Annotated in this window: 15 protein-coding genes; 1 reads left to right on the top strand and 14 read right to left on the bottom strand. The window is 38.5% G+C overall.

Annotated features, from left to right (window positions below):
• Positions 1-78 precede the first annotated feature (78 nt).
• Positions 79-1,146, top strand: a complete 1,068-nt coding sequence (locus ACJAT7_RS02495; RefSeq protein ID WP_415225216.1) for a methyltransferase — start codon at positions 79-81, stop codon at positions 1,144-1,146.
• Positions 1,147-1,191: 45 nt separating this feature from the next.
• On the opposite strand, the gene ACJAT7_RS02490 is transcribed toward ACJAT7_RS02495, so the two are convergent.
• The 14 genes from ACJAT7_RS02490 to ACJAT7_RS02425 all read right to left on the bottom strand — a co-directional run.
• Positions 1,192-1,611 (bottom strand): F0F1 ATP synthase subunit epsilon, encoded by a 420-nt coding sequence (locus ACJAT7_RS02490; protein WP_415225215.1) that lies wholly within the window; start codon positions 1,609-1,611, stop codon positions 1,192-1,194.
• Between the two features lie 15 nt (positions 1,612-1,626).
• Complete coding sequence (gene atpD / locus ACJAT7_RS02485) at positions 1,627-3,024, bottom strand: F0F1 ATP synthase subunit beta (RefSeq protein ID WP_415225214.1); 1,398 nt, start codon at positions 3,022-3,024, stop codon at positions 1,627-1,629.
• Between the two features lie 36 nt (positions 3,025-3,060).
• Positions 3,061-3,927 carry a F0F1 ATP synthase subunit gamma gene (gene atpG, locus ACJAT7_RS02480; protein ID WP_415225213.1) on the bottom strand — a complete coding sequence of 289 codons (867 nt, stop codon included), beginning with the start codon at positions 3,925-3,927 and terminating at the stop codon, positions 3,061-3,063.
• A 49-nt stretch (positions 3,928-3,976) separates the two neighbouring features.
• Positions 3,977-5,518, bottom strand: a complete 1,542-nt coding sequence (gene atpA / locus ACJAT7_RS02475; protein WP_415225212.1) for a F0F1 ATP synthase subunit alpha — start codon at positions 5,516-5,518, stop codon at positions 3,977-3,979.
• A gap of 12 nt (positions 5,519-5,530) precedes the next feature.
• Complete coding sequence (gene atpH, locus ACJAT7_RS02470) at positions 5,531-6,064, bottom strand: F0F1 ATP synthase subunit delta (protein WP_415225211.1); 534 nt, start codon at positions 6,062-6,064, stop codon at positions 5,531-5,533.
• An 11-nt stretch (positions 6,065-6,075) separates the two neighbouring features.
• The gene (atpF, locus tag ACJAT7_RS02465; RefSeq protein WP_415225210.1) at positions 6,076-6,546 is read right to left on the bottom strand and encodes a F0F1 ATP synthase subunit B; all 471 of its coding nucleotides are present in this window, start codon (positions 6,544-6,546) and stop codon (positions 6,076-6,078) included.
• A 38-nt stretch (positions 6,547-6,584) separates the two neighbouring features.
• Complete coding sequence (gene atpE / locus ACJAT7_RS02460; protein ID WP_415225209.1) at positions 6,585-6,842, bottom strand: F0F1 ATP synthase subunit C; 258 nt, start codon at positions 6,840-6,842, stop codon at positions 6,585-6,587.
• 83 nt (positions 6,843-6,925) lie between these two features.
• Positions 6,926-7,726 carry a F0F1 ATP synthase subunit A gene (gene atpB, locus ACJAT7_RS02455; protein ID WP_415225208.1) on the bottom strand — a complete coding sequence of 267 codons (801 nt, stop codon included), beginning with the start codon at positions 7,724-7,726 and terminating at the stop codon, positions 6,926-6,928.
• The gene (locus ACJAT7_RS02450; RefSeq protein ID WP_415225207.1) at positions 7,719-8,120 is read right to left on the bottom strand and encodes an ATP synthase subunit I; all 402 of its coding nucleotides are present in this window, start codon (positions 8,118-8,120) and stop codon (positions 7,719-7,721) included. Before ACJAT7_RS02450 ends, atpB begins: the two co-directional genes overlap by 8 nt.
• Positions 8,121-9,002: 882 nt before the next feature.
• Complete coding sequence (locus tag ACJAT7_RS02445) at positions 9,003-9,911, bottom strand: ParB/RepB/Spo0J family partition protein (RefSeq protein ID WP_415225206.1); 909 nt, start codon at positions 9,909-9,911, stop codon at positions 9,003-9,005.
• Positions 9,912-9,923: 12 nt separating this feature from the next.
• Positions 9,924-10,718, bottom strand: coding sequence for a ParA family protein (locus tag ACJAT7_RS02440; RefSeq protein ID WP_415225205.1), 795 nt, complete (start codon positions 10,716-10,718; stop codon positions 9,924-9,926).
• A gap of 38 nt (positions 10,719-10,756) precedes the next feature.
• Positions 10,757-11,380 (bottom strand): 16S rRNA (guanine(527)-N(7))-methyltransferase RsmG, encoded by a 624-nt coding sequence (rsmG, locus tag ACJAT7_RS02435; RefSeq protein ID WP_415225204.1) that lies wholly within the window; start codon positions 11,378-11,380, stop codon positions 10,757-10,759.
• 1 nt (position 11,381) lies between these two features.
• Positions 11,382-13,271 (bottom strand): tRNA uridine-5-carboxymethylaminomethyl(34) synthesis enzyme MnmG, encoded by a 1,890-nt coding sequence (gene mnmG / locus ACJAT7_RS02430; protein WP_415225203.1) that lies wholly within the window; start codon positions 13,269-13,271, stop codon positions 11,382-11,384.
• 372 nt (positions 13,272-13,643) lie between these two features.
• On the bottom strand, positions 13,644-13,861 hold a 218-nt coding region (locus ACJAT7_RS02425), incomplete at its 5' end, for a flavodoxin domain-containing protein (RefSeq protein ID WP_415225202.1).

The raw sequence follows: 13,861 nt of genomic DNA, 5'->3' as shown, positions 1-13,861 counted from the left end.
TCTTGTTATGCATAAAGGACAGATCATCTATCGAACGCTATATCACCATTTGCCATATTACATTATACAGGTTACTCAATGACTGATTATACAAATGACCCGTTTACGGCTCTTGAAGCAAAAACTGAAGCGCAAAAACTGGCTTTTGCACCTATCACATTTCATACCGCACGCACTTTACGTGATTTAGATATTTTAGCAGTATTAGATGCAGCTGGAGATAAGGGTCTCAATGCAACACAGATTAGTGAACGCTCAGGTATCTCTGAATATGGCGTTAAAGTATTATTAGATATGGCATTAAGTGCACATATTGTTACCTGGATAAGCCCAAATTATATTATCGCCAAGTTAGGTTATTTTTTATTACATGACGGTATGACGCGCGCTAACTTAGATTTTACTGCTGATGTTTGTTACGCAGCTATGATGCATCTAACAGAAGCAATTAAAGAGGGCACACCCGCGGGTTTAAAAGAGCTAGGCGATTGGCCAACTATTTATGAAGGACTCTCTCGTTTACCAGCAAAAGCCAAAGAGAGCTGGTTTAACTTTGATCATTTCTATTCAGATCGCTCATTTCCTGTTTTATTAGAAAAAGTATTTGCCCATAAACCCAAACATATTTTTGATATAGGCGGTAATACGGGTAAATGGTCACTGCAATGCTGTCATTACGACAAAGATGTTGAGATGACGATTATCGATCTTCCTCAGCAGATTGAAATGGCAATGAAAAATGCTAAAGAGCAAGGGTTTGCCGAGCGTATTAAAGGTTATCCAACCAATATGCTAGATAAATCATTGCCTTTACCAACAGGCGCAGATGCTTGGTGGATGAGCCAATTCCTGGATTGTTTTTCGCCAATGGAAATACTGAGTATTTTACAACGCGTGCGCAAGGCGATGGATATTAATGCCCGCGTTTATATTCTTGAACTTTTTTGGGATGCACAACGTTACGATGCTGCAACATTAAGTCTTAACGCAACCTCTTTGTACTTCACCTGTTTAGCCAATGGTAATAGCCGTTTTTACCGCAGTGAAGACTTTTTAGAGATTGTTGAAGCTGCAGGTTTTGATGTGGCTAAACGTACCGATGATATTGGTCTTGGCCATACCCTGCTTGAGTTAAAAGTAAAATAAAAAAGGCGACCAATAGGTCGCCTTTTTTAACAGAAGGTTAAAATATCACTTACGAGTTAACTTAATAACGCGCAGTTGTGCTATCGCTTGTGCCAGTTGAGCAGTAACAAGAGCATAATCAATATCCTTACTCGGATTAGACATTTTATCTTCAGCTGCACGCTTAGCTTCTTCCGCTTTCGCTTTATCAAGATCGACACCTCGAATAGCTGTATCAGCAAGCACGGTTACACCACCTGGTTGGACTTCAATAAATCCCCCAGAGATATAAATAACTTCTTCATCACCATGCTGTTTTATCCAACGAACCATACCTGGTTTAATTGGAGTTAAGAGCGGTGTATGTCCAGGCATAATGCCCAGCTCACCCTCTTGACCTGATACCTGTAAATGAGAAACGCGCCCAGAAAAAAGACACTTTTCAGCACTTACAACATCCAAATGTGTAGTCATAGCTTTAGTCATAGTAACCTCCGGTTATTATAAGCCTTTCGCTTTTTCTACCGCTTCTTCTATAGCGCCAACATAAAGGAACGCCTGTTCAGGAATATCATCATAATCACCGTTTAACAGACCACTAAAGCCAGCTAATGTGTCTTTAAGTGATACATAAACACCTTTCATGCCAGTGAACACTTCCGCAACTTGGAAAGGCTGAGTTAAAAAGCGCTCAACTTTACGTGCACGAGACACCACTAACTTATCTTCTTCAGAAAGCTCATCCATACCTAAAATGGCAATGATATCTTTAAGTTCTTTGTAACGTTGCAACATACCTTGCACGCCACGGGCAATATCATAATGCTCTTGACCAACAATTAACGGATCAAGTTGGCGAGAAGTAGAATCAAGTGGATCTACCGCTGGGTATAGACCTAGCGATGCGATATTACGAGATAATACAATCGTTGCATCTAAGTGAGCAAAGGTTGTCGCAGGAGCCGGATCTGTTAAGTCATCGGCAGGTACGTATACCGCTTGGACTGACGTAATAGAACCCGTCTTAGTTGACGTGATACGCTCTTGAAGCAGTCCCATCTCTTCAGCAAGTGTTGGTTGGTAACCAACAGCTGAAGGCATACGCCCTAGTAGAGCTGATACTTCAGTTCCTGCTAGTGTGTAGCGGTAGATGTTATCGATAAAGAGTAAAACGTCTTTACCTTCATCACGGAAACGCTCAGCCATAGTCAAACCGGTAAGCGCTACACGCAAACGGTTTCCTGGTGGCTCATTCATTTGACCGTAAACCATCGCTACTTTTGATAATTCAGGTTTTTCGATGTTAACAACACCCGCTTCCTGCATTTCAAAGTAGAAATCGTTACCTTCACGAGTACGCTCACCAACACCCGCAAAAACAGACAAACCTGAATGTTTTAATGCGATATTATTGATAAGTTCCATCATGTTTACTGTTTTACCAACACCAGCTCCGCCGAATAGGCCGATTTTACCACCTTTAGAGAATGGGCATATTAAGTCTATAACTTTAATACCAACCTCTAATGGCGCGAAAGATGCTGATTGCTCTTCATAAGAAGGGGCGGTGCGGTGAATACCGTAATGCTCTGTTGCACCGATTTCGCCACACTCATCAATAGGCTCACCCAATACATTCATGATACGGCCTAATGTAGCCGTACCAACAGGTACTGTAATTGGATTGCCCGTATCAGTAACTTCTAAACCACGACTTAAACCATCAGAAGCACCCATGGCGATACAACGAACAACGCCGCCACCAATTTGTTGCTGTACTTCCATTGTTAGATTCTTTGCAGTCACGATCAATGCACTGTATATACTCGGTACAGTTTCTTGTGGGAATTCAACATCCACAACAGCACCGATAATCTGAACGATTTTACCTGTACTCATCTCTGATCCTTTAAATTCTTAAATTTATTAATCTGCTTATACCGCAGAAGCACCCGCACAAATCTCAGAAAGTTCCTGAGTAATTGCTGTTTGCCGTGCTTTATTGGCAACAAGTTGTAAGTCATCAATCAAGTCATTGGCATTATCTGTTGCAGCTTTCATTGCAACCATTCGAGAAACTTGTTCACACGCTAAGTTCTCAACAACACCTTGATACACTTGAGATTCCACATAACGAATTAATAATGCATCCAAAATATCTTTTGGTTCACCTTCGTAGATGTAATCCCAGCGATCAGAAGCAACTTCTTTATCACTTTTTGGTTTAGGCAAAGGTAATAATTGACTGATTCTTGGCTCTTGCACCATGGTATTAATGAATTTATTGTTTACTATATACAAACGATCCAGCTTACCTTCATCATACGCATCTAACATAATTTTCACTGAACCAATTAAATCATTAACTGATGGTGAATCACCCAAACCAGAGGTTTGCGCAATTACGTTAGCACCTAATCCGTTGAAGAATGTGGTCGCTTTAGAACCTATTACCGCGAAATCAACCCCAACACCTGTTTCAGAGTGTTGTTTCATTGCTGCAATAACGGGTTTAAACAAGTTAACATTTAAACCACCACATAAACCACGATCACTTGAAATAACAATATAACCAACACGACTTATCTCTCTTTCTTCAAGATAAGCATGATGATATTCCAAATTACCAACTGCGATATGACCAATCACTTTGCGCATAGTTTGAGCATAACCAAGACTGCTGGACATACGCTGTTGCGCACGACGCATTTTTGATGCTGCAACCATTTCCATGGCACCAGTAATTTTTTGAGTGTTTTTAACACTCGCGATCTTATTTCTAATTTCTTTATCGCCGGCCATTCTTTAGCTCCTAATTAATGATTAATCAACCACCTAAGTAGTTAACTAATTACCAGGTTTGCGTCGCTTTGAAAGTTTCCAATATTGACTTGAATTGACCTTCAATTTCTTTGCTGTAATCACCGGTTTCATTAATTTGAGCACAGAACTCAGCATGCTCAGTTTTAGCATAAGAGATTAGCGATGATTCAAAGCTTAATACTTTATCAACATCAATATCAGTTAGATAACCTTTCTCTGCTGAAAACAGTGACAGCGCCTGTTCAACAACTGACATTGGAGCATATTGTTTTTGCTTCATTAATTCAGTTACTTTTTTACCATGATCAAGTTGTTTGCGCGTTGCTTCATCAAGATCTGAAGCAAACTGTGCAAAGGCAGCTAATTCACGGTATTGAGCGAGTGCCGTACGGATACCGCCAGCTAGCTTTTTAATCACTTTAGACTGCGCAGCACCACCAACACGAGATACAGAAACACCCGGATCTACCGCTGGACGAACGCCGTTGTTAAACAGTTCAGTGGTTAAGAAAATCTGACCATCTGTAATAGAAATTACGTTAGTAGGAACGAATGCTGATACATCGCCCGCTTGTGTTTCAATGATAGGTAACGCAGTTAATGAACCCGTTTTACCTTTCACAGCACCTTTAGTGAATTTCTCAACGTAGTTTGCACTTACACGAGATGCACGTTCCAGAAGACGTGAATGAAGATAAAAAACGTCACCAGGGTAGGCTTCACGACCAGGTGGACGCTTAAGCAGCAGTGATATTTGACGGTAAGCTACCGCTTGTTTAGACAGATCATCATAAACAATCAGCGCATCTTCACCGCGGTCACGGAAATATTCACCCATTGAACACCCAGCATATGGAGCAAGGTATTGCAGCGCAGCAGTTTCAGAAGCAGATGCAACAACAACAATAGTGTTCTTAAGCGCACCATGTTCTTCAAGTTTACTTACCACGTTTGCAATTGTTGATGCCTTTTGGCCAATCGCAACGTAGATTGAGTATAAACCCGTTTCTTTCTGGTTAATGATTGCATCGATTGCAATAGCAGTTTTACCTACTTGACGGTCACCGATGATTAATTCACGCTGACCACGACCGATTGGAACCATTGAATCGATTGATTTCCAGCCAGTTTGCACTGCTTGATCAACTGATTTACGCTCGATTACGCCGGGTGCGATTACTTCAATTGGAGAAAAACCGTCATTTTCAATCGGTCCTTTTCCATCAATAGGTTCACCCATAGTATCTACAACACGACCTAACAGACCTTTACCAACTGGCACTTCAAGAATACGTCCGGTTGATTTAACCTTTTGACCTTCTTTAAGATCACTGTAAGGCCCCATAACAACAGCACCTACAGAGTCACGCTCAAGGTTAAGTGCCATCGCAAAACTACCATTTGGTAATTCAATCATCTCACCCTGCATACATTCAGCAAGGCCATTAATACGAAGAATACCATCGCTAACAGAAACGATTGTACCTTCGTTACGCGCTTCACTTACCGCTTCAAATTTTCCAATTCGTTGCTTGATAAGGTCGCTAATTTCAGTGGAATTCAGTTGCATGCCAATTTCCCATTAAGATTGTAAAGCATTAGATAAACGAACTAGTTGACCTTTAGCTGTGCTATCGATCACTAATTCACCCGCAGTAATTACCATTCCGGTAATCAGGGCTTTATCAATACTACAATTTAGATTTACTTTTCGTGCGAGACGTTTTTCTAACGATTTGCACAATTCATCTTTTTGCTTTTTAGAGAGCGCATAAGCAGAAACGACAGTAATGTCTATCTGTTTTTTATGCTCATCTTCTAATTCAGCGAAAAGTTGTGCAACGCGAGGTAAAACACTCAAACGTCCATTTTCAGCCATTATTTTAATCAAGTTCTGACCATTCTCATCGAGTTGGCTTTCACAAACATTAATAAATAGTTTGGCTAGCTCTTGTGCAGCTTTATCACTTGTTAATATTTTTACCATTGTCGGATTTTTAACAACTTCAGCGGTAAAAAACAACATTTCAGACCAAGCATCAATCTTGTTATTATCAACAGCAAATTCAAAAGCAGCTCTCGCATAAGGACGAGCTACGGTAGTCAATTCAGACATAAGCTCGCTCCTTATAATTCAGCAACCAATTTATCAATAATATCGCTGTTCGCTTCTTTATCGATAGAACGCTTAATAATTTTTTCAGCACCTGCAATAGCAAGGGCAGATACTTGTTGGCGTAACTCTTCACGAGCACGATTGCGTTCGGCTTCAACTTCAGTTTCACCTTGAGCTATGATTTTCTCACGCTCAACTTGACCTTCAGTTTTTGCTTTTTCAACAATTTGAGCTCGGCGTTTGTTAGCCTGTTCAATAATCTCAGCTGCTTGTACTTTAGCTTCTTTCAACTTTTCAGTTGCTTTCGCTTTTGCTAACTCAAGATCTTTTCCTGCACGTTCCGCTTGTGTTAAACCATCAGAAATTTTCTTTTGACGCTCTTCGATAGCGCCAAGAAGAGGTGGCCACACATACTTCATGCAGAACCAAACAAATACCGCAAAAGCGATAGCTTGGCCTAGTAAGGTTGCGTTTATATTCATAACAGCTCCTCAATAATTCAGTTAATTAGGATCCGTTATTAGCCCGCAAGTTGACTTAGGAATGGGTTTGCAAAAGTGAAGAATAATGCAATACCAACACCAATCATTGCAATTGCATCGATAAGACCAGCAACGATAAACATTTTAACTTGTAGCATAGGTGCCATTTCAGGTTGACGAGCAGCACCCTCTAGGAATTTACCACCTAAGATACCAAAACCTATTGCAGTACCAGCTGCGCCAAGACCAATCAAAATTGCAACAGCGATTGCAGTAAAACCTAATACTGTTTCCATGAAATTCTCCAAATAAAATATAGTGTTTTAAATTTTTAAAAGTAACTGCTTATAAAAGCAAAAATAACGTTATACCTAATTAATTAATGATCTTCATGTGCCATGCTGAGATAAACAATTGTCAGCATCATAAAAATAAAGGCTTGAAGAACAATAATTAAAATATGGAATATGGCCCATACAAAATGTAATGGTAATTGCCACATGCCCAATAAAGCGATCAAAATAAAGATTAATTCGCCTGCATACAAATTTCCGAACAAACGTAATCCAAGTGAAACAGGTTTAGCTAAAAGCGTCACCAATTCAAGGACTAAGTTAACGGGAATAAAAACAGGGTGGTTAAATGGTTGCATCGTTAATTCTTTAACGAATCCACCGACACCTTTAACTTTGATGCTATAAAAAATAATTAAAGCGAAGACACTAAGCGACATACCCAGTGTTACGTTTAAATCAGTTGTAGGTACAACTTTAAGATAAGGTATTCCAACTGCCTGTGCAGCGTGAGGCAAAAGATCAACTGGTAATAAATCCATCAGATTCATTAAGAAAACCCACACAAAAATAGTTAATGCTAAAGGTGCTATCATGGCATTTTTGCCATGAAAAGTATCTTTTACATTTTGATCAACAAAATCGACCACTATTTCTATAAAGCATTGTAGTTTTCCAGGTACACCTGTTGTTGCATTTTTAGCGACACTACGGAACAGCCATAGGAAGAGCACACCGAGCCCTATTGAAAAGAATAGGGAATCGACGTGAAAAGTCCAAAAACCAGCATCGTGTACATTCCAGCCACCATCAACACTCCAGGTAAGGTTTGTTAAATGATGTTGAATATACTCAGATGATGTTTGAGCTCCACTATGATCAGCCATGTTTCATCCTACTGTTGTAGTTAAAAAAGAAAGGCGCTAACCACTGAGAAATCACTAATAGTGAAAAAGAAATATAAAATGCAGTTAATGACAATGCGCCATATTTCAAAAACACAGTAAAGAGAATTACAGTAAGAATGAGCTTTATCGCCTCTCCAGCGAAAAACCCCCTAACTACCAGTTTTGATTTACTAGCACCAGCATGAGCAAAAGCCATTAAAACAAAAATAAAATTAGGAAGCACAAAAGTCACTCCTCCGGCCAAAGCTGAATAACCAAGCTTAGCAGAAAAAACAACTGATAAAATCAGTGCAAGTAGAAGCACCAGCAAAAATTGAAAGCGTACTAAATTTAGCCCTGCTCTCTGACTTTTAACTGCTAGTTTATCGACCATTATGATTTCCTTTTATTTTTCGGTCTGTAGCAAATAAGATGTTTTTTATTAACAACTTCTATGACACAGATTAAAAATATTGCGCAAAGTATACCGACAAAGCCAATCAATGCAATATAGAGCACTCGCAATGAGTGGATAAGTTAGCATAATAATAACAAAACAACGTTTTTACGAAAGATTAATTTGTTATTAGACAATCTTGAAAACAAATTACACCTCGCGTAATAAAAGCACAAGAAAAGTAGGGATTATTATTGATCTAGGTTAATTAATACAATAAAACCCACTCAAACCACCAAAAGAATGTAATTTATTTCCAGCTTTGCAGGTTGTTTTTCAAGCCATTTATCAACATATAAAACCAACTATATTGCAAATTTATTATCTATTATCGCTGATAAAAGATAGCTTATTTTGCGGGTTAACAGTTTAATTATTTTATCTGATATTTGAAAGCAAGGATCTCTGCAGAGACAGATACAATTCTGCAGAGACAGATACAATAAAGAAGTTTATGTATTAACTACCACAAAAAATGTGAGCTAGAACAATATAAAAATAATTACAGGCAGTAGCAAAAAAACTGTTAACAATATCTGTTGTTTACTTATCAGTGCAGACAGCTATACCCAAACCACTTAAAGATTCAGATCTTCACCCGGATTATAGAACAATGCATAATATGCTGACCTTTCGAGCGATTAACAGTGTTAATCCTCTCTCGGTAGATGTTAAATGCTTGCATTTAACATCTTGAAGTAGCTTGGGTATATAGAGGAAATATTTAAACTTCCCCTTAAAACAACCACTTTATCTATTGTTAAATAACAGCGTTTTGAGGGGAGTCAGAAAGTTTAAATTTACACTTTTTAAAAACGCTCAGATTTCTTCAATCATCGAAATTAAGAGATCAAAATCAGCGAGTGTTTTGTAATCAATAATCAGTTTACCTGCACCTTTCTTACCTGTTTTAGCCATTACCGCTAATCCAAATTTATCCTTCAGGGTATTAATTATCTGTTCCTCTTTAGCACAAGGAGGGGGAGTTTCTTTGACTGGCTTGGGGTTTACTGCTTTTTTTACTAGACGTTCTGTTTCACGAACCGTTAATGCTTTTGCAACCACTACTTTGGCAAGATCTGATTGCACACTTTCATTACAACTTAGCAGTGCGCGTGCATGGCCCATTTCAATATCACCGTGCTCTAATAACAGTTTAACATCATCATTTAAATTATTTAAACGTAATAGATTACTCACAGTGGTGCGTGATTTACCAACCGCTTTCGCGACTTCGCTGTGGGTCAGATTAAACTCTTCTAAAAGACGTTTAAATGCAATAGCTTCTTCCATTGCATTTAAATTTTCACGTTGAATATTTTCAATGAGTGCAATTGCAATAGCAGCATCATCTTCAACATTTTTAATCAAACAAGGAACACTTGCTAAGCCTACAATTTTAGCTGCACGCCAGCGTCTTTCACCGGCAATAATTTCATATTTTTGATGACCGGTTTCCCGAACAACTATCGGTTGAATAATACCTTGCGCATGAATTGAGCTAGCTAATTCATCCAAAGCTTCTGATGACATATCCCGCCTAGGTTGATATTTACCTCCATGCAAACACTCAATATCAATGTCCATCAAAGCACCTTTAGCTTCATCAACTAGCTGTTGGGTTCTTTCCGCGTTAAAATCATGTGACACCTGCTTATTACGGTTCACAGTGCTACTGCTTAGTAAGGAATCCAGTCCTTTACCCAAACCTCTTTTTTTACCTAACATGAAAATTCCTATTTAAACGGTTTCTAGGCTGGTTTCTTGGCGTTGCTCTTCTCGACGTAGCATCTCACCCGCTAGTGCTAAATATGCTTTAGCCCCGGTAGATGTTTTATCGTAGTAGATAACGGGAGTGCCGAAGCTTGGTGCTTCTGCGAGACGGATATTACGCGGAATAATAGTCCTATATATTTTTTCACCAAAATGTTTTTTAAGTTGATCTGATACATCGGTAGAGAGGCGATTGCGCGGATCGTACATAGTACGCAGAATACCTTCGATCTTAAGATCTGAATTAATAACAGAAGCTAATTTACTGATGGTATCAATCAAGGCGGTTAATCCTTCCAATGCATAATATTCACACTGCATAGGTACTAAAACAGAATCAGCCGCTGTCATCGCATTGATAGTTAACATATTTAATGAAGGAGGGCAGTCTATAAATATGTAATCATATTTATCTTTGTGATCTTTTAATGCGCTGCGTAAACGCGTTTCGCGCGAGAAAAGCGTCATTAATTTAACTTCAGCAGCGGTCACATCACTATTAGCGGCAACAATATCATAACCAGCTGAGGTTGCTGTTTCGACAACTTTATCTAACGGTAATTCTTCAATCAATAGATCGTAGGATGTATGAGCAACTTCATACTTATCAATACCACTGCCCATGGTTGCATTACCTTGTGGATCTAAATCAATCACCAATACCTTGCGTTTTGTTGCTGCCATAGAAGCTGCTAAGTTCACGCATGTAGTTGTCTTACCCACTCCACCTTTCTGGTTTGCGATTGCTATTATTTTACCCACAAAAACCTACTTATAAATTAAGTTATTAATACCAATAGTTAAATACGCTTCACTTTCACCAGACAACGTTCACCTTCAAGGCATGGAACGTTTAAAGGAATAGACTCAATAAATTTAAAATCTTTGTCTAAATTAACAATTTCCTGTTTAGGTAACTGACCTTTAAGTGCTAAAAAATGACCGTGTTCGTTTGGTAAATGTTTACACCAAAACAGCATATCCTGAAGCGAAGCAAAAGCACGACTCAGAACAACATCAAATTTATGCTCTGGCTGATACTCTTCTACTCGGCTCTGCACTGCGGTTACGTTTTTTAATCCCAACTCCAAAATAGCTTGGCGGATAAATCGTAGACGTTTCCCTAAACTGTCTAATAATACAAACTGCTTATCAGGGTTCAATATTGCTAAGGGTAATCCAGGTAGTCCGGGCCCCGTTCCAACATCAATAAAACGCTCACCTTGAAGATGCGGGGAGACAACTATACTGTCCATTATATGTTTGACAAGCATTTGCTTCGGATCTCTTACTGAAGTGAGATTGTAAGCTTTATTCCACTTGTTCAGTAACTCAACTAACTGTACTAACTGTTTTTTTTGAGGAGCAGAAATTTCAAGTTCCGTTTTATCAATCATTATTTGTAATTGTTCTAACAAATCCATTTTATAAAACCTTACGTCTTAAACCACTTTTCTTCAAATGAACTAATAAAATAGAGATAGCAGCCGGCGTTATGCCTGAAATTCGAGAGGCTTGCCCTATATTTTCAGGCTTTGTATCATTTAATTTAGCGACTACTTCATTTGATAAACCTTTAATGGCTGAATAATCAATATTATTAGCTAACAAAGTATTTTCATGGCGTTTTAATTTTTCAATTTCATCTAATTGACGATCAATATAACCTTGATATTTTATGGTTATTTCAACTTGATCTGCGGCCTGAATATTTTCTATTGCAGGTCCTAAACCATCAACAGACATTAACCCGCCATATGTCACTTCTGGACGGCGGATCATAGCTTCAAGCGTACTTTCTTTCTGCATTGGATTTTTTAACAAAGAATTAATTTGATCCGCATTAATCGATGTTGGATTAACCCATTTACTTTTTAAACGTTGCAGTTCAATTTCAATCGATTCCTGTTTTTCACTAAATGCTTTCCAACGGATATCATCAACAAGACCGAGTTCTCTACCTTTTTCAGTTAGACGCGAATCGGCATTATCTTCACGTAATAATAAGCGGTATTCAGCACGGCTGGTAAACATGCGGTACGGCTCTTTTGTACCCAGCGTGGTGAGATCATCAACCAGAACACCTAAATAAGCTTGATCTCGTCTAGGGCACCAGCCCTCTTTATCCTGAACCATCAAAGCTGCATTTATTCCGGCTAATAAACCTTGTGCAGCAGCTTCTTCATAACCCGTTGTGCCGTTGATTTGTCCTGCAAAAAACAACCCGTCTATATATTTACTTTCTAAGGTGGATTTTAGATCGCGTGGATCAAAATAATCATATTCAATTGCGTAACCAGGACGGGTTACAAAGGCATTTTCAAAACCTTTCATAGAACGAATAAAATCTATTTGAACGTCAAAAGGCAAGCTTGTTGATATACCGTTCGGATAAACTTCGTTAGTTGTTAAACCTTCCGGTTCAACAAATATCTGATGTGAGTTTTTATCAGCGAAACGCATTATTTTATCTTCAATAGAAGGGCAGTAACGCGGGCCAACACCATCTATTAATCCCGTATACATAGGACTTCTATCTAAATTTTTACGAATAATATCGTGGGTTTTTTCATTGGTATGAGTTATATAACAAGGGATCTGTCTAGGATGTTCGCTACGGTTACCCAAAAACGAAAACAGGGGGGTCGGATTATCCCCGTGTTGCATTTCTAATACAGAAAAATCAATGCTGCGCGCATCAATGCGGGCAGGCGTACCCGTTTTTAATCTGCCCATACGTAACGGAAGGGCTTTTAAACGCTCAGCTAAACCAATTGAAGCCGGATCTCCTGCTCTACCGCCGCTGTAATTTTTTAAACCAATATGAATTAAACCATTTAAAAAAGTACCAACCGTTAGCACAACTGTTTTAGCTGTAAACTTAACGCCCATTTTAGTTACAGCTCCTGTAACTCTATCATTTGTAACGATAAGATCTTCAACTTCCTGCTGAAATATCTTTAAATTTTCCTGATTTTCTAGTTTTTCTCTGATTGCAGCTTTGTATAAAATTCGATCTGCTTGTGCCCGTGTAGCTCTAACGGCCGGACCTTTACTCGAGTTAAGCGTTCTAAATTGAATACCAGCCTTATCAATTGCATCGGCCATTAAACCGCCCAAAGCATCAATTTCTTTAACTAAGTGACCCTTACCAATCCCCCCAATTGCAGGGTTACATGACATTTGACCTAATGTTTCAATATTATGGGTAAGTAAAAGTGTGTTCATTCCCATACGAGCAGAAGCTGCAGCTGCTTCTGTACCAGCGTGACCACCGCCAATAACAATGACATCAAAATGTTCGTGGTAATTCATCAATATTCCAAAACTAGAAGTTAAAAAAGACAGGGGGATTTTACTCTTTTCTGAGTTAAAGGAAAGACTGAACACTAAGATAAGATCAAATCAATAGTATTAGTATTATATATAGATCTTTAAAGATCTTTTATTACTATACTTATTAAGCAAACGACTTTCTGTGTAAAACCATGGTTAAAATATAAAGATCAGGATCTTATAACGGATCTTAGTGTGTGTGTAATAATGGATCTTTCTGCTGTTATCTTTGGGATAGATTGGCCACTTATACACAAGCAGAATTAACCACAGGTTTACCCAATGGTTAAACATATCTAACAACATACTTATAAATGATCTATTAACAGTGGGCTGTGGGTAACTTTTAAATTATTCTTCTGTAAATTCGTTGAGATCTTCAATCCAACGAGGGATCCACTCTAAAACATAGTCCTCAGGAATAGGATGTTTTGTAATATCTATTTCTAAACGATCTCCTAAACGAATAGCCCCCATATCTTCTAAAATAAAATCAATATTTTTCGCTGCTTCACAATATGTGTCGTAATTTGAATCACCCAGACCAATTATGCCGTAGCGAACACCAG

Origin of the sequence: Psychromonas sp., from assembly GCF_047632995.1 — a bacterium.
Lineage (GTDB): Bacteria > Pseudomonadota > Gammaproteobacteria > Enterobacterales > Psychromonadaceae > Psychromonas.
Note: the sequence above shows the minus strand (reverse complement) of the source record. Positions and strands in the feature narration are given on the sequence as shown.